At 62.7% G+C, this 22,995-nt stretch carries 21 protein-coding genes and 1 pseudogene; 3 read left to right on the forward strand and 19 right to left on the reverse strand.

The window, feature by feature from the left end:
- Positions 1 to 12 precede the first annotated feature (12 nt).
- The 12 genes from BLL38_RS06170 to BLL38_RS06225 all read right to left on the reverse strand — a co-directional run bounded on the left by BLL38_RS06170 (position 13) and on the right by BLL38_RS06225 (position 10,927).
- Positions 13 to 2,325 carry an MMPL family transporter gene (locus BLL38_RS06170; RefSeq protein ID WP_076961741.1) on the reverse strand — a complete coding sequence of 771 codons (2,313 nt, stop codon included), beginning with the start codon at positions 2,323 to 2,325 and terminating at the stop codon, positions 13 to 15.
- Positions 2,315 to 2,983, reverse strand: coding sequence for an outer membrane lipoprotein carrier protein LolA (locus BLL38_RS06175; RefSeq protein ID WP_076961742.1), 669 nt, complete (start codon positions 2,981 to 2,983; stop codon positions 2,315 to 2,317). The genes BLL38_RS06170 and BLL38_RS06175 overlap by 11 nt, the downstream gene beginning before the upstream one ends.
- Positions 2,977 to 3,405 (reverse strand): acyl-CoA thioesterase, encoded by a 429-nt coding sequence (locus BLL38_RS06180; protein ID WP_076961743.1) that lies wholly within the window; start codon positions 3,403 to 3,405, stop codon positions 2,977 to 2,979. The genes BLL38_RS06175 and BLL38_RS06180 overlap by 7 nt, the downstream gene beginning before the upstream one ends.
- Complete coding sequence (locus BLL38_RS06185; protein ID WP_076961744.1) at positions 3,398 to 4,942, reverse strand: HAL/PAL/TAL family ammonia-lyase; 1,545 nt, start codon at positions 4,940 to 4,942, stop codon at positions 3,398 to 3,400. The genes BLL38_RS06180 and BLL38_RS06185 overlap by 8 nt, the downstream gene beginning before the upstream one ends.
- Positions 4,923 to 5,861 (reverse strand): lysophospholipid acyltransferase family protein, encoded by a 939-nt coding sequence (locus BLL38_RS06190; RefSeq protein ID WP_076961745.1) that lies wholly within the window; start codon positions 5,859 to 5,861, stop codon positions 4,923 to 4,925. The genes BLL38_RS06185 and BLL38_RS06190 overlap by 20 nt, the downstream gene beginning before the upstream one ends.
- Positions 5,858 to 6,592 carry a glycosyltransferase family 2 protein gene (locus BLL38_RS06195; protein WP_076961746.1) on the reverse strand — a complete coding sequence of 245 codons (735 nt, stop codon included), beginning with the start codon at positions 6,590 to 6,592 and terminating at the stop codon, positions 5,858 to 5,860. Before BLL38_RS06195 ends, BLL38_RS06190 begins: the two co-directional genes overlap by 4 nt.
- 107 nt (positions 6,593 to 6,699) lie before the next feature.
- Complete coding sequence (locus BLL38_RS06200) at positions 6,700 to 8,370, reverse strand: acyl-CoA synthetase family protein (RefSeq protein WP_076961747.1); 1,671 nt, start codon at positions 8,368 to 8,370, stop codon at positions 6,700 to 6,702.
- The gene (locus BLL38_RS06205) at positions 8,367 to 8,912 is read right to left on the reverse strand and encodes a COG4648 family protein (RefSeq protein ID WP_076961748.1); all 546 of its coding nucleotides are present in this window, start codon (positions 8,910 to 8,912) and stop codon (positions 8,367 to 8,369) included. The genes BLL38_RS06200 and BLL38_RS06205 overlap by 4 nt, the downstream gene beginning before the upstream one ends.
- A complete protein-coding gene (locus BLL38_RS06210) occupies positions 8,909 to 9,163 on the reverse strand; it encodes an acyl carrier protein (RefSeq protein ID WP_076961749.1) in 255 nt (84 codons plus the stop codon). The genes BLL38_RS06205 and BLL38_RS06210 overlap by 4 nt, the downstream gene beginning before the upstream one ends.
- A 9-nt stretch (positions 9,164 to 9,172) precedes the next feature.
- Positions 9,173 to 9,442 carry a phosphopantetheine-binding protein gene (locus BLL38_RS06215; protein ID WP_029296129.1) on the reverse strand — a complete coding sequence of 90 codons (270 nt, stop codon included), beginning with the start codon at positions 9,440 to 9,442 and terminating at the stop codon, positions 9,173 to 9,175.
- Positions 9,420 to 10,232: a lysophospholipid acyltransferase family protein gene (locus BLL38_RS06220; RefSeq protein ID WP_076961750.1), complete on the reverse strand. Its 813-nt coding sequence runs from the start codon at positions 10,230 to 10,232 to the stop codon at positions 9,420 to 9,422. The genes BLL38_RS06215 and BLL38_RS06220 overlap by 23 nt, the downstream gene beginning before the upstream one ends.
- The gene (locus BLL38_RS06225; RefSeq protein WP_076961751.1) at positions 10,208 to 10,927 is read right to left on the reverse strand and encodes a beta-ketoacyl synthase chain length factor; all 720 of its coding nucleotides are present in this window, start codon (positions 10,925 to 10,927) and stop codon (positions 10,208 to 10,210) included. Before BLL38_RS06225 ends, BLL38_RS06220 begins: the two co-directional genes overlap by 25 nt.
- A gap of 349 nt (positions 10,928 to 11,276) precedes the next feature.
- On the opposite strand from BLL38_RS06225, the gene BLL38_RS06230 reads away from it, so the two are divergent.
- A complete protein-coding gene (locus BLL38_RS06230) occupies positions 11,277 to 12,047 on the forward strand; it encodes a ParA family protein (RefSeq protein ID WP_076961752.1) in 771 nt (256 codons plus the stop codon).
- Positions 12,048 to 12,101: 54 nt separating this feature from the next.
- On the opposite strand, the gene trxC is transcribed toward BLL38_RS06230, so the two are convergent.
- A complete protein-coding gene (gene trxC, locus BLL38_RS06235) occupies positions 12,102 to 12,536 on the reverse strand; it encodes a thioredoxin TrxC (RefSeq protein ID WP_076961753.1) in 435 nt (144 codons plus the stop codon).
- Between the two features lie 237 nt (positions 12,537 to 12,773).
- Here trxC and BLL38_RS06240 point away from each other — a divergent pair, with 237 nt between their 5' ends.
- Together BLL38_RS06240 and BLL38_RS06245 are read left to right on the forward strand one after the other, a co-directional pair.
- A complete protein-coding gene (locus tag BLL38_RS06240) occupies positions 12,774 to 13,061 on the forward strand; it encodes a type II toxin-antitoxin system HigB family toxin (RefSeq protein WP_076961754.1) in 288 nt (95 codons plus the stop codon).
- Positions 13,062 to 13,067: 6 nt separating this feature from the next.
- The gene (locus BLL38_RS06245; RefSeq protein WP_076961755.1) at positions 13,068 to 13,469 is read left to right on the forward strand and encodes a helix-turn-helix domain-containing protein; all 402 of its coding nucleotides are present in this window, start codon (positions 13,068 to 13,070) and stop codon (positions 13,467 to 13,469) included.
- A 6-nt stretch (positions 13,470 to 13,475) separates the two neighbouring features.
- Here the strand turns inward: BLL38_RS06245 and selO are convergent, their stop codons facing one another.
- The 6 genes and pseudogenes from selO to BLL38_RS31820 all read right to left on the reverse strand — a co-directional run.
- Complete coding sequence (selO, locus tag BLL38_RS06250; protein ID WP_076961756.1) at positions 13,476 to 14,939, reverse strand: protein adenylyltransferase SelO; 1,464 nt, start codon at positions 14,937 to 14,939, stop codon at positions 13,476 to 13,478.
- A gap of 48 nt (positions 14,940 to 14,987) precedes the next feature.
- Positions 14,988 to 18,326 (reverse strand): mechanosensitive channel MscK, encoded by a 3,339-nt coding sequence (mscK, locus tag BLL38_RS06255; protein WP_076961757.1) that lies wholly within the window; start codon positions 18,324 to 18,326, stop codon positions 14,988 to 14,990.
- Between the two features lie 70 nt (positions 18,327 to 18,396).
- Positions 18,397 to 20,139: a potassium/proton antiporter gene (locus tag BLL38_RS06260; RefSeq protein ID WP_076961790.1), complete on the reverse strand. Its 1,743-nt coding sequence runs from the start codon at positions 20,137 to 20,139 to the stop codon at positions 18,397 to 18,399.
- A gap of 283 nt (positions 20,140 to 20,422) precedes the next feature.
- A complete protein-coding gene (locus BLL38_RS30350) occupies positions 20,423 to 20,833 on the reverse strand; it encodes a hypothetical protein (RefSeq protein ID WP_130898196.1) in 411 nt (136 codons plus the stop codon).
- Positions 20,834 to 21,115: 282 nt separating this feature from the next.
- Positions 21,116 to 21,988 (reverse strand): methyl-accepting chemotaxis protein, encoded by an 873-nt coding sequence (locus BLL38_RS31815; protein ID WP_415756551.1) that lies wholly within the window; start codon positions 21,986 to 21,988, stop codon positions 21,116 to 21,118.
- 30 nt (positions 21,989 to 22,018) lie between these two features.
- Positions 22,019 to 22,858, reverse strand: a pseudogene (locus tag BLL38_RS31820) (MCP four helix bundle domain-containing protein); the annotation flags it as partial.
- Between the last annotated feature and the right edge of the window lie 137 nt (positions 22,859 to 22,995).

Below are 22,995 nucleotides of genomic sequence, written 5' to 3' on the forward strand. Positions count from 1 at the left end.
AATTCGTGGGCATCATTGCGTGTGCTCCTGGCGGCCGGCCCACGGCGCCAGCATAAAGCTGAAGGCCAGGCCCAGGCTGACCGACAGGCCGAAGTTACTCACTGCCGGCGTACTGGAAACGGCCAGCAGGCCAAAGGACAGCCAGGTGGTGACGGCGGCCAGCAAGGTCCCCAGAAGACTGACAGCGGCACCGCCGATCTGTTCGCGCATGAGGATCGCATAATCGACGCTGATGGCCGTCACCAGCAGCAGGCCAAACAGGCTGAACAGGGTCAACGGCTGCCCCAGCCAACCGAGGCTGGCCAGGCTGCACAGGGCGGCCAGCAGCGGCAGGGCGACAATCCGCAGCGCGCCGCCCAGGCCGAAGGGCAGGATCAGCAACAAGACAATCAGTACACAGGACAATAATTTCAATTCGGCGGCGCTGACCTGGGTCGCGGCAAATACCTGGTTCAAGTCGCCAAGGCGATCCACCAGTTGCACGCCCGGCAGGTCCAGGGCCTGGATACGCAGCAGCGCCGGGTTGTTCAGGCCTTGCAGGCTGACCATCGCCGCCACGCCGCCGTCCACCTTGCCCAGCCACAACAGGCGCCACGGTTCGGCCAATGGGCCGGCCAGGGCGGCGTCGATGTCGGCGGTGGGCAGCGCCTGCAACTGCGCCACCTCCGCTTGCAAGGCGCTGGTGGGGATGCCGAGGTCGAGCAGCGGTTGCCACAGCGCCGGCAGTTGCTTCAGGGCCTCGCGCACATGTTGCTGTTCGCCGGGCGTGCTGACCAGTTGATTGAGCGCCAGGTAGCCCTGCAGCTTGTCCAGGTGCACCAGTTGATCCAGGCGCTGGCTCAACGCCGCCTGGCGCTCCAGTAACTGTTGTTGAGTGTCCGCCCGCACGAGGAAGAACTGGCTGGTGGGCTGGTAGCCGGTAATCCGTGCAATGGCCTGGGCTTCTTGCAGCAACTGCGGCGGTGCGCCGATCCACTGGCGAATATCGTTCTTGCTGTTCAACTGCCACAGGCCGCCGGCGCAGAACAGCAGGGCCAGCACCAGCAGCGCCTGGCTCGGCAGGCGCTTGAGCAAGGATTCACGTACCCCCAGCAGGAACTCGGCGACCCGCAGCGGCCATTGCGCCGGGCGCAGGTCCAGGCCGTTGAGCAGCGCCGGCAACAGGCACACCGCCGACAGGTAGGCGCCCACCAGCCCAGCGGCGGAGAACACGGCGATCTGGGTCAGCGCCGGGAACGGCGTCCAGGCCAGGGCCAGGTAGCCGATGCAACTGGTGGCCAGGCTCAGGCTCAGGCCCGGCAGGGTCAGGCGCAAGGCCGGCCAACTGCGCCAGGGTTGCAGGCTCCAGCTCTTGGACAGGTAGTGCAGCGGGTAGTCGACCGCCACACCGATCAGGCTTGCGCCCAGTACCAGGGTCATCACATGCATATGGCCAAACAACGCCACGCAGGCCACCGCGCCAAACAGCATGCCCACCAGCACCGGGACAAAGGCCAGCAACACGCGCCAACGACGGAACGCCAGCAGCAACAGCAACAGAATCCCTACCGTTGCGCCGCCGCCGACCCAGGTCATCTCGCGGCTGGCCTGTTGTTGGCCGTTGGCCGCGTACAGCAGGCCGCTGGCGGCAAGCAGTTGCACGCCTTGCTGGCTGGCCTGTTCGCGGCTCGCTTGCAGCAGGTCGGCGACTTGCAGCGGCAGCTTCATATCAAAGGCATTGCCCTGGGTACGCGCGCGCAGCAGCACCCAGCTTTTGCCGTCGGCATCGGCGATCAACGCGCCGCTGCCGATATCCAGCTGCACCGCACCGTGTTGCGGCTGGCTGTTCTGGATGCGCCCGGTCAGGCCCAGCCAATCGTCCTGGCTCGACACCAGGCTGAAGCCGGTAAAGGGGTCGAACAGCGCCTGTACCCGCTGCGCGATAAATGCCTCGGGCTCGCTGATCAACTGTTCGCGGTCCTTGGCCGACAGCATCGCCAGGCGCCCTTGCAGCAATTGCTGGCGCAGGGCTGGCAGGTCGGCCTGCAGGGTCCAGGTGACCTGTTCAAACAGGCCGCTGGCCTGCCACTGCGTGCCGAGCTGTTGGGCCATGCTCAGTGCCTGCTGGCGGTCGGCATGCCCGACCAGCACCAACATCTCGCGGTTCAGCGGTTCTTGCATGCGTTGCTCGGCCGCCAGTTCCAGGGCGTCCGGGGTGTTGCCCGGCACCAGGTCCATCAGGTTGGCCGACAACGGTGCGCCATGGCGCCATTGCCAGCCGGCCAGGGCCAGCACGGCCACCAGCAGGATCAGGAACAGGCGCGGCAACCAACGCTCACTGGGCAAAGTCGTGTTGCTCCGCGTCGCTCAAGGGTTGCGTGCTGGTGCTGTCTTGCATGCGCAACAGGGTGCTGTCGCCCTGGGTTTCCAGCAGCTCGATGGTGTGCACCAACTCGCCGCCGTCGATATTGATCTGGGTGAACACTTGCTTGAGCAGCAGCGAGCGGGGGATCAGCGTGAGTTTCCAGGCCTTGGCCTCGCCTTGCAGCTGCAACTCGAAGTCGCGCTGCAAGCCGCTGCTGTCGCCTTGCAGCACGGCGAGGAACAAACGGTTCTGCTCGGCGCCGGCGCTTTTGTTCGGCAGCGGTTGCCAGCCGTTGACATCACGCCGGGCAATGCCCTGAGAGTTGATGCGGTAGTCCTGCTGCAGCGGGGTTTTCAGCAGCCAGAGCAGGCCGTGGTCCCGGGCCAATACGAAGGTGCCCTTGCTGGTCAGCGGCTGGGGCAGGGCGCGCAGGTGTTTTTCCTGGATGAAGCTGCCGTGGATCACCGTGGGTTTGGCCAACTGATCGCTCAGTTGTTGCAAGTCGAAGGCATAAGCCCCAACGCTCAGCAACAACCCAACCCCTGTAGGCGCGAGCTTACTCGCGAAAAAACCGAGGACGCCGCGCAGTGTCAGGCACCCCGCGTTATTGTTGGCGAGCATCGCAGGCAAGCTCAGCATTTCAGAGCCCTTTCGACGGCGGTGGTGAACACGGCGGGTGAGGCCAGTTGCATCTCGCGGCTGGCAATCTCGACCGCCACTTGCACGGTGCTGGCGCGGGTCAGGCGTTCGCCGCTGGCCAGGTCGGTGATCAGGTAGTTGACCTTCAAGCGGTTCTCCCACTCCACCAGGCTGGCGCGCACATTGAGGGTCTGGCCAAAGGTGGCGCCCCGCACGTAGCGCAGTTGCAGGTCGATCACCGGCCACGCATAGCCGGATTCGAGCATTGCCGTGTAGTTGTGGCCGAGCTTGTCGAGCAACGCGCAGCGGGCGATTTCCAGGTATTTCACGTAGTGGCCGTGCCAGACCACGTTCATCGTGTCGATGTCGAAGAAGGGCACGAGGATTTCAGTGTCGCAACGCAACACGCCGGGGCTACGCATGCAGCCTCCAGTGTTGCGCGGCGATGCGTTGCAGGCACAGGCGCAGTTCGCCTTCCAGGGCGCGGTCTTCAATCACCGGCGGGAAGTCCTTGGCCAGCTCGCTGTGCATCGCGGCTAGGGCCGGCGGCAACGGCCTGGCATCCGTGACCTGGGCGCGCAACCACACGCCCTGGTTGGCCGCGAGCAAGGTGGCGGCGGCCACCTGTTCGGTCAGCTCCAGCACGCGGATCGCATCGCGGGCGGCGATCGTACCCATGCTCACCTTGTCCTGGTTGTGGCACTCGGTGGAGCGTGAAAACACGCTGGCCGGCATCGTATTTTTCAACGCTTCGGCGGTCCAGGCGCTGGTGCCGATCTGCACCGCCTTGAAGCCGTGGTTGATCATCGCGCGGTCCGCCGGGGCGCCCGACAGGTTGCTCGGCAAACCATGGTTGTAGCGCTCGTCCACCAGCAGCGCCAATTGCCGGTCGAGCAGGTCGGCGACGTTGGCCACCAGGTTTTTCAGGCTGTCCATGGCAAAGGCGATATGCCCGCCGTAGAAGTGCCCGCCGTGCAGCACGCGCTCGGCCTCGGCGTCGATGATCGGGTTGTCGTTGGCGCTGTTGAGCTCGATCTCGATAAACGAGCGCAGCCAGTTCAGGCTGTCGGCCAGCACGCCGAGGACGTGGGGCGCGCAGCGCAACGAGTAGCGGTCTTGCAGGCGGTGCAGCGGCGCGGTCGGGGCGTCGATGGCCAGGTCCTTGCGCAGCCACGCCGCCACCTGCATCTGCCCGGGGTGCGGCTTGGCGGCGAACAGGCGTTCGTCGAAGTGCTCCGGGTTGCCTTGCAGCGCTACCACGTTCAACGCGGTGATGCGCGTGGCCAGTTGCAGCAGGTAGTCGGCGCGGGCGAAGGCCAGGCAAGCCAGGCCGGTCATCACCGCGGTGCCGTTCATCAGCGCCAGGGCTTCCTTGGGCCGCAGCACCAGCGGCGTCCAGCCCAGTTCGCGATGGACATCGGCGGCCTGGCGGCGCTCGCCACGGAACAGCACTTCACGCTCGCCGGACAAGGTCGCGGCCACGTACGACAGCGGCGTCAGATCGCCGCTGGCGCCCACCGAGCCCTCTTCGGGGATCAGCGGCAGGATGTCGTGTTCAAGGAACGCATGCAGGCGCTCCAGCAGTTCAACCCGCACCCCGGACACGCCATGGCACAGCGACTGCAAGCGTGCCGCCAGCACCGCACGGGTGGCCTGGGCGTCGAGCAACTTGCCCAGGCCGCAGCCGTGGAAGGTGTACAGGTGACGCGGCAAGGCCTCGACATGCTGCAACGGCACCGCCACCACGCACGAGTCGCCGTAGCCGGTGGTCACGCCGTAGATCACGCCTTCTTTGTCCAGCAGCGAATCGAGGAACTGCGCGCCCTTGGCGATGCGCTGGCGGTACCCGGCATCGTCTTGCAGGCGGGTGGGCGCCTGACGGTTGGCCAGGGCCAGCACGTCTTCGATGCGCAAAGGGAGTTCGCCGAAGGTTACCGGCTCAAGCAGATGCGTCGTCATCGGTCTTCCAGAAAGGGTAAAAGTTGAACCATTGTTGGGGCGCTTGCAGGCAGAACTGGCCCAGGCGTGCGGCGTAGCGCGCGGCCCAGTGGGCGATCACCTGCTGGCGGTCGCTGCGTTTCCATTCGATCAATGGGGCAAAGGGCTCGATGATCAACCGATAGCGGCCCTGCTGCTTGAGGCACATCAGCAGGTTGACCGGGCATTTGAGCAGGCCGGCCAGCAGCCAGGGGCCCTGGGGGAAGGCCGCGCTGTGGCCGAGAAAGTCCACGCGCACCGTGCGCCCGCCATGCAGGGGGATGCGGTCGCCGGCAATCGCCAGCCATTCGCCGTCGTCCAGGCGCTGGCTGAGCAGCAGCATCACCGCCGGGTCCAGCTCGCTGACCTGGATCAGCCGCAGGTTGCTCGCCCCGGCTTCGCCCAGCAGGCGGTTGAACTGTTCGGCATGCTTGGTGTGCACCAGCACGTTCATGGTGACTTTCTCACCCAGCTCCGCCAGGGCCCGGCACACTTCCAGGTTGCCCAGGTGCGCGCCCACCAGCATCTGCCCGCGCTCGCCGCGCAGTTGCCCGCGCAATTGGGCCGGGTCGATGATTTCGATCTGTTCCAGGCGCAGCTTGCCGTTCCACACGTCGAGCTTGTCCAGCAAGGCGTCGGCGAAGGCCATGAACTGGCCGAAGACCTTTGTGTGGCTGGGGCGCAGGTCGTCGCGCCCGCTCCAGTCGGCCAGGCGCTGCTGGTATTGCCAGATGCTCCGGCGCGCGGCGCAGCCAAACAGGAAAAAGTACAGGACGATGCCATACAGCAGTGGGCTCAGTACCCGGCGCCCAAGGACTTTGGCGGCGAACGCGGTGAGTTTCATCAGCCAGAAACTACCGCGCTCCTGGCGGTCGGCCCAATGCCGGGTGTTTTCGCTCATGCCTGCCACCGCCGCCAGAGGATCAGCGGCGCGCGCAGCAACATGCCGAAGAACAGCCGGGTATGCATGGATGAAATCAGCAGGTTGTCGCGGACCAGGCGAAAGTGCGACAGGCCGTCGGCCGGGTAATGCACCTGGGTCGGCAGCCAGCGCATCGGCTGGTTGCGCCATGACAGGCGCACGATGATGTCGGAGTCGAAATCCATGCGCTTGCCGATCCGCGCCGAGTCCATCAAGGCCAGCACCGGTGCCAGGGGGTAGAGGCGAAAGCCACACATCGAATCGCGGATCTGCAGCGACAGGCTGTTGATCCACACCCAGACGTGGGTCAGGTAACGCGCATAGAGGCGGCCCTTGGGCACGCTGTCGTCGTATTCGGGGTAGCCGCAGATCACCGCGTCGGGGTGGGTGCGTGAGGCGTCGAGAAACAGCGCGACTTCGCGCAGGTCGTGCTGGCCGTCGGCGTCCACTTGCAGGGCGTGGGTGAAGCCCAGGCGTGCGGCTTCGCGAAAGCCGGCCATCACTGCCGCGCCCTTGCCTTGATTGACGGGCAGGGTCAGCAGCGACACGTTATCCAGGTTTGCCAGTTGCGCCAGCACGGCGGCGCAGGCCGGGCTGCTGCCATCGTCCACCAGCAGGCAGGGCAGGCCGTGGTCCAACAGGCTGCGGACCACGGCGGGCACGGCGGCTTCATGGTTGTAGACCGGGATCAGGGCGCAGGGGTTATGCATGGTGGTGGACACCTGATGGACCGAGTTGCCTGCATCGCAGGCAAGCCAGCTCCCACCCAATGTGGGAGCGGGCTTGCCCGCGATTGAGCGCGCAGCGCTCACCCAGCCTATGCATGGGAGCTCTCCAGCAAAATCCGCCCGCTGGAACACGCCGCACTGTCATTGCGATAGGCGAAATACAACTTGCCCCGCTCGCGATCAAAGCGCAGGTGCAACTCGACCCCATCGCCTGGGCGCACCAGTTGCTGGAACTTGAGCACTTCCATACCGGCAAAGCTCGCTGGTAGGTCGAGCAATTGCTGGCCCAGATTGAACGCCCACTCCACCTGCACCACTCCCGGCAACACCGGGGTGTGGGGGAAATGGCCACTGAAGTAGGCCAGGTCCGGCGGGATGCTCAACTGCAGGGTCCATTCGCCGTCCGTCTCGACTTGCGCCAGGACTTCCGGCGCCTTGGGGCGCGGCGCCAGCAGCAGGGCTTCGACCTCGGCCTGGGGCAGTTTGCCCTGGGGGTTGAGCGGCAACTGCCGCACCAGGCGCCAGCGGCGGGGCAGGGCCAGGGCTTCGCAATGCTGGCCCAGGTGCTGGCGCAGGGCTTGGGTGACGCTGCGCCGGCCTTGGTTGCGCAGGGCGTGCAGGCCGTCGCCACTGAGCACCACCAGGGCGCCGAGGGAGGCGCGGTTTTCCTGGACCACGCCCAGGCGCGCTTCGGCGACCCAGGCGTGACTGGCCAGGGCTTGTTCGAGCATGGGCAGGGAGATGCGTTTTTCTTCCAGCTTGACGATCCGGTCCAGGCGCCCGAGCAGCTCAAAGCGGCCATCGGCGTGGATCTGCGCGGCGTCGGCCGTCTGCTCCACATGCCCGGCCGGCAGGTACGGCGAGGCAATGCGTAGGGCGCCATCGGCATCCTGAGTCAGGCGCACATCGGCAAACGGTTGCCACGGTGCCTGGCCCTGGCGCCAGGCTATGCCGCCGGTTTCCGAGCTGCCGAGGATCTCCGTCGGCCACTGTTGCAGGCGTTGGTGCAGGCTGTCGGCTGCGTCAGTGGGCAATGCACCGCCGGAGGAGAACACCCGCTTGACCGCACTCAGGGCAGCCCAGTCGAGGTTATCGCCCATGCGCTTGAGCAGGGCCGGGCTGGCCACCCAGGCAAAGTGTGGGTGCTGGCGGCTGACGCGCTGCAAGTCTTCGGGGAACGGCAGTTGCTCGCGCACAAAGGCGCGGCCGGCGCACAGCGGCCACAGCACGCGGAACAGCAGGCCGTAGATATGCTGGGTGGCGACGCTGCCGATGATGCAGGCCTGGCCCAGGTCGGCGCCCCATAAGGCTTCCAGGGCCTGCACCTCATTGGCCAGTTGGCGCAGGGTCTTGTCGATGCGCTTGGGTTCGCCGCTGGAGCCGGAGGTGCACAGGCCCAGTTGGCAGGTATCCAGGTCGAGGGCGGCGGCGGCAAGGGGTGGCTGGTAGAGCGCATCCAGGTCGCCCGCTTCGGTCAGCCAGGCGTCAACATCTGCGGCCCAGCGTTGGCGGGTCTGGGGTTGCAGGTCGGCGGGTAGCAACACGCTGACCCCGGCGCGCCAGGCGCCCAGCAGGGCAATCGCCAGCTCGCCGGCGTCGTTCAGGTGCACCGCCAGGCGCTGGATGCCACGGGCTTGCAGCCCGGCCGCCAGGCTCAGGGCCCGTTCGCATAGTTGTGCGTGGTTCATCGCCGGTTCAGTGGTGACCGAACGCAGTTGCACAGGCTCAAGCAACAGGTGCTCAAGATTGACCCAATTCATACGCGGCCTCGAACCCTTTGTCGTACCAGCCATTCCACGGCAAACAACAAACCCATCAACCCATAGGCGATCAGGCCGTTGTACAACATCCACCAGCTCAGCGGTGCCCACAGGGTGAGCGCGGCGGCGAGCAGGCCGTTACACAAGAAAAACACACTCCATGCCACGGTGACCTGGCGGGTGTACGCAATGGCCTTCTCGGGCAACTGCGGATCGCTCAGGCGCGCCAGGCGTTCGACCATCGGCGGGCCGTACTTCAGGCTCAGGCCGAACAGCGCCAGCATGAACAGGCTGACCAGGCTCGGGTACCAGCGCAGCAGTTGCGGGTTGTCGAACCAGGCCAGCAGCAGGCAAAACACAATCGCTACCACGGCCATCCAGCCACTGCCGGGGCGTCGCGGGCCGGTCAGCGCGCGCAGCAGCCACAGGCTGGCCAGCAGCAGGCCGAATTGCCACGGGGCGAAATGCTCCGTGCCGTAATACACCGCGAAAGGGTACAGCAGCCCGACCAGCAACAGGCCAAGGCCGATCAGCCGGCTCATGCGGCCGGTTGGACCAGACGGTAGACCGCCTCGACCACGTCATTGACCGTACGCACGGCCTTGAACTCTTCGGCGGCGATTTTCTTGCCGGTCTGGCGCTTGATATGGTCGATCAGGTCCACCGCGTCGATGCTGTCGATTTCCAGGTCCTGGTACAGGTTGGCGTCGAGGGTGACCTGCGCCGGCTCCAGTTCAAACAACTCCACCAGGGCGTCGCGCAGGGTGTTGAAGATATCGTCACGAGTTTGCATGGTCGGGTCTCAAGCTGCCTGTCTGGCCGTGACGAACGCCGCGAGGCTGGCCACGTTGATAAAGTGATTGCGGGTATCCTTGGCGTCGGCATCGATCTTGATGCCGTACTTTTTCTGGATCGCCAGGCCCAATTCCAGGGCGTCTACCGAATCCAGGCCCAGGCCTTCGCCGAACAGGGTTTGCTCGCTGCCGATGTCGCTGGCGTCGATGTCTTCCAGGCCCAGGGCCTCGATGATCAGGGTTTTTATCTCGTGCTCAAGGCTGTTGGGGTTGCTCATCTTCGGCGAGCTCCTTAATGAAATAGTGATGCAGATAATCGTTGAGCTTGCGTGAAGCCTGGGGTGCCGGCCCTTGCGAGGCAAACACCTGTGGGTCTATATCGGCACCCACCTGCAAACTGAAGTGAAAACGGCGGTGGGGGATGCGATACCAGGGTTCGGCCTTGGTCAGCGTGGTCGGGCTGACCCTGAGCACGACGGGGGTGATGATTGTCGCACCCCGCAGGGCAATGGCGGCGGCCCCGCGATGAAAGGCCGGCGCTGCGCCCGGCACGGTGCGGGTGCCTTCGGGAAAAATAATCAGGGTCTGGCCATCACGCAGGGCGCCCGCAGCAGCATCGAGCAGGTCGATGCTGCCGTCATTGCTGAGGTAGCCGGCATCGTTCACCGGGCCGCGGGTGAAGGGGTTCTGCCACAGGCTTTGCTTGACCACGCAATTGGCCTGGCGTACCAGGCCGATCAGCACCACCACGTCGATCAGCGACGGGTGGTTGGCGATGATCATCTGCCCGGGGCGCCCGAGTTTTTCGGCGCCCTCGACGCTATAGGTGAGAATGCCGGCGCGGTACATCATGTTGATAAAGAACCAGAACAACCGGCCGATGGTCAGGCGCGCCCGCCGCTGGTGCTGCCGGGCGTCCCCCGGCAGGCAACTGAGCAGCGGAAATACCAGCAGGCGCAGGCACAGGCCGCCGAGGCCAAACAGCACAAAGCTGGCCGCCGTGGCGAACAGGCGCCAGTAGTAGGCGTCCCGGGGCTTTTCGGTCAGGGTTTGCGTTGCCAGTTCCATACTCGGTTCTTCCAGGCATGTTGGCAGGCCTCCTGCTCGGTGAGCAGGGTGCGCAGCAGGTTCAGGGCGTGGGGCCACTGGGTCTCGGAGGGTTGGACAGTCGCGGTGTGCAAGGCCAGTTGCCATTCGTCGCCAGGGGTCAGCAGCAGGCCCAGGGCATAGGGGAACGGTACGTCGTCGATCCAGCGCGCGTAGGCGCCGGGGGGCTGTTCTTCGGTGATTACCAGCAGCACCGCTGGCGCGCCCTCGTTGAGCAGGGCCGCGGCTTCGAGCATGCCGTGCTCCAGGCCGTCGCCCGCCGCTGCCAGGGCGGTCATTTCACTGGTTTCATTGCGCAGGATCGACCACAGGCCAATCACCGCGTTATGTACCGACAGGCTGAACTGGGTGGGCGACAGGGGCTGGTCAGTGGCCAGGTCGCTGAGAATATCCAGGGTGCGCGGGGTTTCGCCGTGACGGGAGACAAATACCAGCGGCAGGTCCCGCAGGCCTTCGGCCAATGGCCAGCCGACACTGAAGGCCATCCGGGCCAGGCGGCCCAGGCGCCGACGCTGCATGGCCGGCAGAAACGACACATCGGGCGCAGCATCGCTTTGGGCCAGCAACGCCGGGGCATGGCACCAGGCGCGCCAGGCATCCACGCTGTCGAGCCCCGGGGCCCAGGCGCGCCATTGGGCGATGTTGAAGTTGATCACTGAGAAGAATTCCCGCCCCTGCGGGCTTCCTTGTGCTGCAATTGGCCCGTAGAACCGGGACATGGCGCGATGGCCGAGTGGCGCGCATTATCCCGGTGCGGTGGGGTTCTAGCAAACTTTGGTAAAGAATTGTTCACGGAATATTACAAAATCGCCGAAAAAGAATCGCTGATTGTCCGCCATGGGGGGTGTGTGCCAGGTGTCGGGGATTTCCTGTTTTGTCGGAGGAAGCGACAGGCTGCGATGCGAGATAAAGCCTTCAATGCTGTAGTACAGGAATGATCAAGGTAGCGAGCGGGCGCTTTTGCCCTCTACACTCGGGCATTCATTGATACACGGAGGTTTTTCCATGCGGCGTGTGGTGTTCAATCAAAAAGGTGGGGTTGGCAAGTCCAGCATCGCCTGCAACCTGGCGGCGGTCAGCGCCAGCGAAGGCTATCGAACCCTGTTGGTGGACCTCGATGCACAGGCCAACTCGACCCAGTACCTCACGGGGCTGACGGGCGACGATATCCCCATGGGGATTGCCGATTTCTTCAAGCAGACCCTGTCTTCCGGGCCGTTCTCGAAGAAAAACCAGGTGGATATCTACGAAACCCCGTTCGACAACCTGCACGTCATCACCGCCACTGCAGAACTGGCGGACCTGCAGCCCAAGCTTGAGGCCAAGCACAAGATCAACAAGCTGCGAAAGCTGCTCGATGAATTGGCCGAGGATTACGACCGGATATACCTGGATACCCCGCCGGCCTTGAATTTTTATGCGGTTTCGGCGCTGATCGCGGCTGATCGTGTATTGATACCGTTCGATTGCGACAGCTTCTCGCGTCAGGCGCTGTATGGGCTGCTGGCGGAAATCGAAGAGCTCAAGGACGACCACAACGAAGGCCTTGAAGTGGAAGGCATTGTGGTCAACCAGTTCCAGGCCCGGGCGAGCCTGCCGCAGCAGATGCTCGACGAGTTGATCGCCGAAGGCCTGCCGGTGCTGCCGGTGTACCTGGCCAGCTCGGTGCGCATGCGCGAGTCCCACCAGGAGAGCAAACCGCTGATCCACCTGGACCCGCGCCACAAACTGACCCAACAGTTTGTGGCGCTGCATAACCTGCTGGAAAACCGCTGATCATCAAGGATGAACACGCTCGATGTGGGAGCTGGCTTGCCTGCTCCCGCAGGCTTACACCCCTTGGCTGCGCAACCAGCTCATCAATTGCGGCAATGGAAAGGCCCCACTCTGGCGCGCCACTTCGCGGCCGTTCTTGAACAGGATCAGGCTGGGAATCGAACGAATCCCCAATTGCGCCGAAAGCTGCTGGTTGGCCTCGCTATCGAGCTTGGCCAGCCGGCACTTGCCCGCCAACTGCCCGGCCGCCTGTTCAAACACCGGCGCAAACGACTTGCACGGCCCGCACCATTCGGCCCACACATCCACCAGGAGCGGCAAATCGCCCTTGATCTGGCTGGAATAGTCGCCCTGGCTTAATTCAAACGGTTTGCTGAGCAACACCGGCTGCTTGCAGCGCCCGCACTTTGGGGCATCGCCCAGGCGTTCGTGGGGGATGCGGTTGAGGGCGTTGCAGTGGGGGCAGGGGATTACAAGAGAATCGGACATGATGGGGTTCCGTTGACGTTGCCAATGAACACTATTTGGAGCCAAGGCCGAGATTATCAAGGTTCGGCGGTGGTGACGCACGCGTTCACATTTTTGTCTGTGCGCAGCTTTGGCCGTGTATCTAGGCTGCTTGGGCGGGTCTGGGATTGCGCCATTGGTCTGCTGACCAGTTATCGCATATTGCGATAATTTGATCCCCGGACTAACCTTCATAGCAAGATGCGATAAGGATATTGCATGCGAGTAATCAGTGTGAGGCCAATTCGAAATGCCAAGGAAAAATGGTCGAACTCAGCCAGTGCCCTGGATGAGTGGTACCGCAAAGTCAGGGTCATTACTCCCGGCGATTTTGCTGCATTGCGGTCGGTCTTTCCTTCAGTGGACAAGGTTGGGTCGTTGCATGTCTTCAATATCGGTGGCAATAAACTGCGGCTCATAGCCGTTGTGCGCTACCGCATGCAGCGCCTCTATATCCGGCATGTACTGGACCACCATGAATATGACAAGGGCAGGTGGAAGGAGTAACGAGAAATGAGCGTATTGATTGAGCAGGCCGTTGAGCACTGGGAGTTTGTGTCACCGTTGTTGCGCAAACCCAAAAGTGAGGCAGATTACAATGTGCTGGTCGAGGCCCTCGACGAATTGCTGGATATTGTCGGGGAGGACGAAACCCACCCGCTGATGGGGTTGGTGGATATCATCGGCGACTGGGTCGAGGCCTATGATCTGGAGCATTGGCCGATGCCTGAGGTGAGTGGGGTCGATGTGTTGCGGTCAATGATGCAAGAGCACGGTTTGACCCAGAGCGACTTACCGGGCGTTGGTCCTCAATCAGTGGTCTCTGAAATTCTCAGCGGCAAGCGCCAGCTCAACGTGCGGCAGATTCGTTGGCTGGCAGAGCATTTTAAAGTGCCGGTGGACATGTTCATCTGAGAAGGGCTAGGACGAACAACTGATCTCCAAATGCTTGCCCCAATCGGGCGGTCGTTGCGCGTACTGCTCCATCCCGGCCTGTTCTTCAAATGGATGGCTCAATACCTCATGCAGCCTTCGCACTTCACTGTAGTCACCTGATTCGGCGGCAGTGATGGCGTTTTGTGCCAAGTAGTTGCGCAGGATGTACAGCGGGTTGACCGCGTGCATCCGCTCGCGGCGTTCTGCCTCGCTCCCTGTGCCGTCGCGCTCAACCCGGGCCTTGTAATCGTCGGCCCAGGCATCGAAGCCCGCGCGGTCGACGAAGTCATCCCGCAGGCGCGCCACGGCCAATGCGGCGGGCTCATTCCCCAGGTGGCGGAAGAACAGGGTGTAGTCCACGCCGCTGTTCTGCATCAGTTGCAGCAAACGCTCCACCCGTTTCTGGTCGTCGTCTTCGGCGGTGGTCAGGCCCAGGCGGCGGCGCATCAGGTCCAGGTAGTGGGCCTGGTACAGCGGCAGGTACAGGCCGAGGGTTTCGCGCAGGGCTTCAACGCTGATATACGGCGTCAACGCCTGGGCCAGGGCGCTGAGGTTCCACTGGGCGATGGGCACCTGGTTGCTGAAGGCGTAGCGGCCTTCGTGGTCGGAGTGGTTGCAGATGAAATGGGCGTCGAAGTCATCGAGGAAGGCAAACGGCCCGAAGTCGAAGGTAATCCCCAGGATCGACATGTTGTCGGTGTTCATCACCCCATGGCAAAAACCATAGGCCTGCCATTTGGCGATCAGCTCGGCATTGCGTTCGACGATCTCGCGGAACATCGCCAGGTACGGCTCGGGTTGCCCCTGGCAGTGGGCAAAGTGCAGCTGCAGCACGTGCTCGGCCAGTTGCTGGTGCAGCTCGGTTTTCTGGGTGTAGTAGAAGTACTCGAAGTGCCCGAAGCGGATATGGCTCGGTGCCAGGCGCAGCACCATGGCGGCGCGCTCCTGTTTTTCGCGCCAGACCGGGGTGTCGGAGCCGATCACGCACAGGGCGCGGCTGCTGGGGATGCCCAGGGCGTGCAAGGCTTCGCAGGCGAGAAACTCGCGGATCGAGGAGCGCAGCACCGCGCGGCCATCGCCCATGCGCGAGTAAGGCGTTTGCCCGGCGCCCTTGAGGTGCAAGTCCCAATGTTCGCCCGCCGCGTTGTACACCTCGCCCAGCAGCAAGCCGCGGCCATCCCCCAGTTGCGGGTTATAGGCGCCAAACTGATGCCCGGAATAGACCATCGCCCGCGGTTCGGCCTCGGCCCACAGCGTGTGGCCGCCGAACAGTTCGGCGAACACCGGCGTGTCGGCGACGGCCGGGTCGAGGTCCAGCAGCGCCAGGGCGGCGTTGCTCGCCACCACCAGGCGGGGCGCGTCGATGGGCTCGGGCAATACGTGGGTTGAGAAACCGTCGCCCAGGCGGGCGAAGCGGTTGTCGAAGGTCAGGTCGTCGAGGGCTTTCACCGGCCATCTCCAGCAGAATGTCCGAGCATTCTGCTGGGGATAACGCGGTTAGTCGAGTTTGGTCGGCGGTGTGGGTTGCGGCGAGCCGTCATTGGCCGGTTTGCTCAGGGGCTCGATTTCCACCAGTTTGTATTCCTGGCCGTGCAGGTTCTTCAGGTAGACCTCCATCTGCCGGAACGAAATGTTGATGCTCTGCTTCTTGAACTCACGGTTGATAAAGCGGTTGACCTCATCGATCACCGGGTTGCGGTCGCCCAGGTCGCGCACATGCATGCGCAACTCGTGGTCGAGGGTGCTTTCGCCGAAGTTGAGGAAGTACACATGGGGTTCCGGGTCTTTCAGTACCCGTGGGTTATCCCTGGCGGCCTTGAGCAGCAAATCCTTCACCAGGTCCAGGTCGGAGCCGTAGTCCACGCCGAGCTTGAGGGTTACCCGGGTGATGGTGTCGGTCAGCGACCAGTTGATCAGTTGCCCGGTGATAAAGGTTTTGTTCGGGACAATGATGTCCTTGCGGTCGAAGTCGGTGATGGTGGTGGCACGGATGCGGATCTTGCTCACCGTGCCCGACAGGTTGCCGATGGTAATGGTGTCGCCAATCCGTACCGGGCGCTCGAACAGGATCATGATGCCGGAGATAAAGTTGGCGAAGATCTCCTGCATGCCGAAGCCCAGGCCCACCGAGAGCGCGGCCACCAGCCATTGCAACTTGTCCCAGCTCACCCCGAGGGTCGACAGGGTGGACACAAAACCCACGCCGGCAATTACATACGACAGCAAGGTGGTGGTGGCGTAGGCGCTGCCCTGGGCCAGGTCCAGTTTCGACAGCACCAGCACTTCCAGCAGGCCCGGCAGGTTGCGCGCCAGGGCAAAGGTGATGCCGATGATGATCAGTGCGCCGAGCATGTCACCGATGCTGATGGGCACCATGCTGATATTGGCGCCGGTGCCGCTGGTGTATTCGTAGAGGGTGATGTTGTCCAGGTAGGAGAACACTGAGATCAGGTCGGACCAGACCCAGTACAGCGCCGCGATAAAGCCGCCGAGCAGGGCCAGGCGGATCAGGCGCATGGATTGTTCGTTGACCTGCTCGATATCCAGGGTCGGTTCCTCGATCACCACTTCGCCGTCGCCGGCTTCCTTGGCGGCCTGGCGCTTGGCCAGTGCCCGGGAGTACGCCAGGCGCCGTGCGGCCACGCCCAGGCCGCGAACGAAGGTGGCTTCGATCACCAGCCAGAACATCAGCAGGTACAGGGTGTTGATCAGGCGGTCGCTGAGTTTGAGGGCGGTGTAGTAGTAGCCAAAGCACACGGCGATAAACAGGGCGATGGGCAGCGCGGTAAACAGCACGCCCACCAGCTTGCGAAACAGCGAGGCTTTTTCATGGGTCGGGCTGTTGAGCAGCAGGCGGCTGAGCAACCAGGCCATCAGTGCATAACAGGTCAGTACTACGGCGATGCCCAGTACATCGTCGGCCAGGGCCGCCGGTTGATGTTCGGCGATCGACACCACGGCCACCAGCGCCAGCACCACCAGCCCCAGCTTGCGGATCCAGCCCTGGAGGAATTCGACCTGGGGTTTTTCCCAGCGGAAATGCAATTCGGCCACGCCCCCCGGCGCCAGGATCCGATAGGCGGTGTAGAACACCAGCCACGCCTGGGCGATCTGCACCAGGGCCATGCCCAGGTTGGCGTTCTGCCCGCGGGCGTCGATTTGCAGGGCGTAGCCACACAGCGCCAGGCCGAGGGTCACCGGCAAGGCCAGGAGGATATTGACCAGGATCGCGATGGGAGTGTGCCACTGGCTGTCACGTTTGAAGTGGCCGATATCCATATGGATTTTTCTCAGCCGCTCGTACAGGTTGCTGCGCCGCCACAACAACGCGCCGATCAACAGCAGCAGGGGCAGGAACAGCAACGGGCGCTGGGCCAGGCCGTCGTACAGCTCGCTGAGGCTGGAGGCCCAGGGCAGGGTGTCGACCTGCTTTTCCAGGCGGGTGGGCACGGTTTCCAGCCATTCGACGTCCAGCGGTTTGTTGCTGGGGATCCAGAACATCTGTTCGTCGAGGGTTGCGCGCAGGCTGGCGGCGGTGCTGAGCAGTTGTTTCTGGTTCAGTTGCAGGGTGATGGATTCGTTGAGCAGCGCGCTCAACTCCCGGCTCAGGCGTTCGAGCAGGTCGCTGCGGGTCACCGCCAGTTCCATCAGGGTGCGGCGCAATTGCGGTGTGACTTGGTCTTGCGGTTGGTTGGCCAGCAGGTTATCCACATAGGTGCTTGGCGAACTGATCAGCTCGCGCTGCTGGTTGACCTCGAACTGGTACAGGCGAATGTTGGCGATATCGTCCGCCAGGTCGCGGTCGACCCGCAGTCGCGGCAAGGCCTGTTTCTGTTTGTAGAGAATCTTCGACAGCAGCAGGCTGCCCTTGAGTACGTTGATTTGCTCGTCCAGGGCCGAGTCGCTCTGGGTCACGTTGTCCAGCAGCTGTTTGGTTTGCAGGTTCTGCTGGGTCAGCTCGTTGAGCCGGTCGGTACTTTTGAGCAGGTAGTCGGACAGTTTCAGGTTGGCCGCGCTTTCCGTGGCCAGCAGGCTGCTGCTGCCGGCTTTTTGCGCTTCGATGGACTGCTGGGTCACGGTTTCCTGGGACTGGGCCAGGCGTTTCTGGTTGATCAGGGTTTGCAGGTCTTGGATTTCCTGCTCCAGGCGCGCGGTTTTTTCCACTGCCAGGTCATGTTGGCTGTTGCCCAGGTCTTGCAGTTGGCTGTTGCCCGCCAGTTCCTGGCGGCGTAACGGGATCAAGGCGTTGAGCGACGCCAGCTCGGCGTTCAGCAGGTTGCGCTGGTCGCCATTGAGGGGTTTGCCGTTGTCCTTGCCGGCCTTGAGGATGCCGTTGATCTGCTGGATGCGGGTCTGGCTGTTGCTGATTTCGGTCTGGGCGCGCTCGGGCCGGGTCTGGGCGGCGATGCTCAGGCTGTTGGCGTCGGCCAGCTCCTTTTGCAGGTCGCCTTGCTGGGTGCTGCGCTGCACCAGCAGTTGTTCGAGCTGCGGCACCGGCAGGCTGGCATAGCGTTGGGCCACTGGGATGACCTTGGTGGCTTTGAGCCGGGCCAGTTCACGGGCGTTTTCCGTGGTTTGGCGCGGCGCGTCTTGCAATTGGCGCTTGAGATCGCTCAGGCGCTGCTCGTAATCCTGCTTGTTGCCCAGCAAGGTCAGGGTCTGCTGCAACACATTTTGCAGCGCCTTCATGTCGGCGTCGGGTAGTTTGCGGTCCGGCAGCTTGTCCAGGGTCTGCTGTACGCTCTCGACGCTCGGCGGCTCGGCAGCGAACACGGGGCTTACGCAGAGACTCAGGCCCAGCAGGGCAGTGGCAAAAAAGGTGCGCAGGATTGTCATAGAGACCGGTCGGACAAGGTGGGAAATAGGGGGCGTCCTGGCATCCAGTGGCACGCCGTCGCCCCGCAGTTTAGAGGAAGAGCCCGGGGCCCGGGCGACTTCCTTCGGGGAATCTGACGCCAACTTTGCCGATCTTGTTCCCGTCCATCACCGCGACGGTCCAAATGGTGTTGTTCCACTCCACCTGGTCGCCGACAATCGGCGCGCCCCCGACTTTCTGGGTAATAAAGTGGCTGAGCGGCATGTCCGGGTCGATGCCGTCGAGCTTGAGCCCGTACAGCGCCGACACCGCGCCCAACTGGGCGTCGCCCTCCAGCACGAAGTCGCCGAAAAAGCGCAGGTCCAGGCCCCGTTGCGGTGCCTGGCTGAACAGTTTGCCGAGGGCGGCGAGGTTGTGTTCATGGCCGATCACGCACAGCAGGTCGCCGACTTCCAGCACCGTACTACCCGACGGGTGGAGCAGTTGCTGGCCGCGAAACAGCGCGGCGATCCGCGTGCCTTCGGGCATTTTCAGTTCGCGCAGGGCAGCGCCGATGCACCATTTCTCGGCCCCCAGGCGGTAGACAAACAGCTCCCACTCGCTGGTGACGTGCACTTCCAGGGCCGCCCGGGAAATCGGCGCAGGCTCGGGCGGGACCGTCACTTTCAAGAGCTTGGCCACCCACGGCAGGCTGGTGCCTTGCACCAGCAACGACACCAGCACGATAAAGAAGGCCAGGTTGAAATACAGCTGGGCGTGGGGCAGGCCAGCCATCAGCGGGAACACCGCAAGAATGATCGGCACCGCGCCGCGCAGGCCGACCCAGGCGATAAACACTTTTTCGCGGCCATGGAAGGCCTTGAACGGCAGCAGGCCGACCGCCACCGACAGTGGCCGGGCAAACAGGATCATCCACAGCGCCAGGCCCAGGGCCGGCAGGGCAATCGGCAGCAGGTCATGGGGCGTGACCAGCAGGCCCAGCACCAGGAACATGCCGATCTGTGCCAGCCAGGCCATGCCGTCGAGCATATGCAGGATGCCGTGGCGGCTGCGTACCGGGCGGTTGCCGATCACCAGGCCGCACAGGTACACGGCGAGGAAGCCACTGCCATGCAGGGCGTTGGTCAGGGCAAAGATAAACAGGCCGCCGGCGATCACCAGGATCGGGTACAGGCCGTTGGCCAGGTTGATCCGGTTGACCAGTTGCAGCATCAGCCAACCGCCGCCCAGGCCGATAATGCCGCCGATGCCGAACTCGCGGATCAGGTGGGTCAACAGGCTCCAATGCAGGCCGGTCTGGCCGCTGGCGAGCATGTCGATCAAGGTTACGGTGAGGAACACTGCCATGGGGTCGTTGCTGCCGGACTCGATTTCCAGGCTGGCACTGACCCGTTCGTTCAGGCCCTTGCCACCCAGCAGCGAGAACACGGCGGCGGCATCGGTGGAGCCGACGATGGCGCCGATCAGCAGGCCCTGGATGATATTGAGGTCGAACAGCCAGGCTGCCGCCATACCGGTGAGGCCGGTGGTAATCAACACCCCCACGGTCGCCAGCGACAGGGCTGGCCACAGTGCCACGCGAAAACTCGCGACCCGGGTCCGCAAGCCGCCATCGAGCAGGATCACCGCCAATGCCAGGTTGCCCACCAGATACGCGGTAGGGTAATTATCGAAAATGATCCCGCCGCCATCGACGCCGGCCAGCATGCCCACGGCCAGGATGATCACCAGGATCGGGATCCCCAGGCGGGATGAAAGAGAACTCACCAGAATGCTCGCACTTACCAGCAACGCGCCGATCAAGAACAGGCTGTTGATGGTCGTCGCATTCAAAGGCAGTACTCCGGAAAAAAAGGCGGGGCGCAGACTGGCCATGCAGCCTGCGTGCCAGCGATTCTAACCTGTTGAATTGCTACGCTGTCAAAAAGCTTTCAGGTTGCGCCTATCAAATGGCAGGTAGTTCCAGTACTCATCGCCGGCGGGTGGCTTCTTATCAAAAAATATATGTATGTTGCGATTAGTGTTGGTTTCCGCGGGCTCATTAAGAAAAAATGAACCTACTGTGGTTAGTTAGGCGGACTGCCTGTTATTGATATGGGCAATGTCAGGAAAGTTGTCACGTCCAGCCGGAGCCGACAATATCCCCATTCCTTACTTCGCCTTCTGCGGTGATACTAAGCGGCGGTCGATTGTGCACATGAATATAGGTTGTATTGTCTTCTGGAACCCAGTTCAACAATGTGTCACCTGGTTTTTTTATGGCGTCAGGACCTAAGGTTTGGAGGGTGAAAGAGTTTAAGCCCATGTGTTTTAGAGTGTCGGAAAAATCTATGAGATCTTTACCGGTCTGGAAGCCCTGGATTTTATGAGAGCCGGCTCTTGGATCGGATGGGCCATAGATAGAATAGGTGTTTCCTCCTCTATCGTTAGAGCTCACTCTAATGCCCCGGGCTTCACCCGCTGGGGTGGAGGAAGAATCCTGAACGGGGGGAAGTGTCACTAAGTTATTCACGTTCGAAATGGTCATAATGTTTCACGTCTCTGTGTTTGAATGTATGTCCCGAACTCGAATGGGGTGGTTTATCGCTAGTGCGATAATTAAGTATTCCACGGGCGTCTTTTTATTTGCCAGTGCCGGTATGTTTCTAATATTTGCGTTTTTATTGTTGTGTTGAAGTTTGGTTTTGGGGGGGAAGGGCGACGTAGGATAAATGGGGAGTTGTAAAGGAGGTTTATATAGACACAAACGCACTCGATAATCTTCGTACGGGGAATGGAGGTTAATACCCTCCATTCCTCATGACTTCAATCAGAGCCGAAAGCGCCCCACCATCCCATTCAAATCCACCGCCAGGCGCGACAACTCATTACTGGCTGCACTGGTCTGGCTGGCGCCGGTGGCCGATTGCACCGACAGGTCGCGGATGTTCACCAGGTTGCGGTCCACTTCCCGGGCCACTTGCGCCTGTTCTTCGGCGGCGCTGGCGATCACCAGGTTGCGCTCGTTGATCTCGACAATCGCGCTATTGATGGTATCCAGGGACATGCCCGCGCCTTTGGCGATGTTCAATGTGGATTCGGCGCGCTCGGTGCTGTTGCGCATCGAGTCCACGGCCTGTTCCGTGCCGACCTGGATGCTGCCGATCATCCGCTCGATTTCGCTGGTGGACTGCTGGGTGCGATGGGCCAGGGCCCGTACTTCATCGGCAACCACGGCAAACCCGCGCCCGGCTTCCCCGGCCCGCGCGGCTTCGATGGCGGCGTTGAGCGCCAGCAGGTTGGTCTGGTCGGCCAGGCCGCGAATCACATCCAGTACCTTGCCGATATCCCGCGACTCTTCGGCGAGGGCGCCGATCAGGGTGGCGGTGCCCTGCACGTCGCCGCTCATGCGCTCGATGGCGCTGACGGTCTCTTGCACCAGGTCGCGGCCATCGCCGGCTGAAGCGGTGGCGTTCTTCGAGGCTTCGGAGGTGCTGACGGCATTGCGCGCGACTTCTTCGACGGCGCTGGTCATCTCGTTGACGGCGGTGGCGGCCTGCTCGATCTCGTTGTTCTGCTGGGTCAGGCCACGGGCGCTTTCGTCGGTGACGGCGTTCAGCTCTTCGGCAGCCGAGGCCAGTTGGGTAGCCGAGCCGGAGATGCGTTGCAGGGTGTCGCGCAACTTCTCCTGCATCTTGTGCATCGCCAGCAGCAGGCGGCCGGCTTCGTCGTCGCCATCGACCTTGATCGGCTGGGTCAGGTTACCGTCGGCAATCTTCTCGGCAGCGCTCAACGCCTGGGCAATCGGCAGGGTGATGCTGCGGGTCAGCAGCCAGGCGAACAGCACGGTCAGCGCCGTGGCCAGCGCCAGCAAGGCCACCACCAGGTTAAAAGCCGCATCATATTGCTCGGCGGCTTTCTGGTTGCTGTCGTTGGCCATCGAATTGTTGATGTCCAGCAGGCGCGTCAGGACGGCATTGACCGCCTCGGAGTTGTTCAACAACTCGGTGTTGAGCAAGGTGCGCAGCTCTTCGGTCTGGTTGTTGCGCGACAGGCTCCTCATCCGCTCTTCGATCTGGCGGTACTGGCCCAGCAGGCGTACGTACTCGTCATAGGCCGAGCGTTCTTCGCGGCTGTCGATCAGCTTTTCATACACATCCTGGGCGGCACGGATCTGCTGGTTACGCAGTTCAAAGGCTTCCAGGGTTTTTTGCTGCACGTCCGGCTCGCGGTTGGTCAGCAGGCGATAGGACAGCACGCGCAGGCGCAGGGTCAGTTGGGTGAAATCATCGAGGGCGCGAATGCTCGGCACGCTTCGCAGGGTGATGTTTTCGGTGGCGCCCCGGATCTTGCCCATCTGGTTCAGGGCAAAAATACCGAGAAACAACATCAGCGCACCAATGCACGCGAAGCCGAGAAACGCACGTGGCGCGATATTCATATTACGAAGAGACATGCAGTGGTCCTGGGATAGGCGCGATCCGTGCGGCGTTGAGGCGGGGTAAGCCTGACCTATCGGACATACGACTAAAGTCTTGAGGGGGTGCGCGCTTTTGTCGCACCCGCTGCGCATTGGAATGGATTGAGGAACCAGATGGCGTAAATACAGTCACTAAGGCTCTACAGCGTGGCCTGGCCCATGAAATCAAGGCTGCGCGCCAGGATATCCCTGGCTTCCACGGTGATTTTTCTTTATCGTCACCGCCCTTT

This window comes from Pseudomonas gessardii (assembly GCF_001983165.1).
GTDB classification, from domain to species: Bacteria; Pseudomonadota; Gammaproteobacteria; order Pseudomonadales; family Pseudomonadaceae; genus Aquipseudomonas; species Aquipseudomonas gessardii.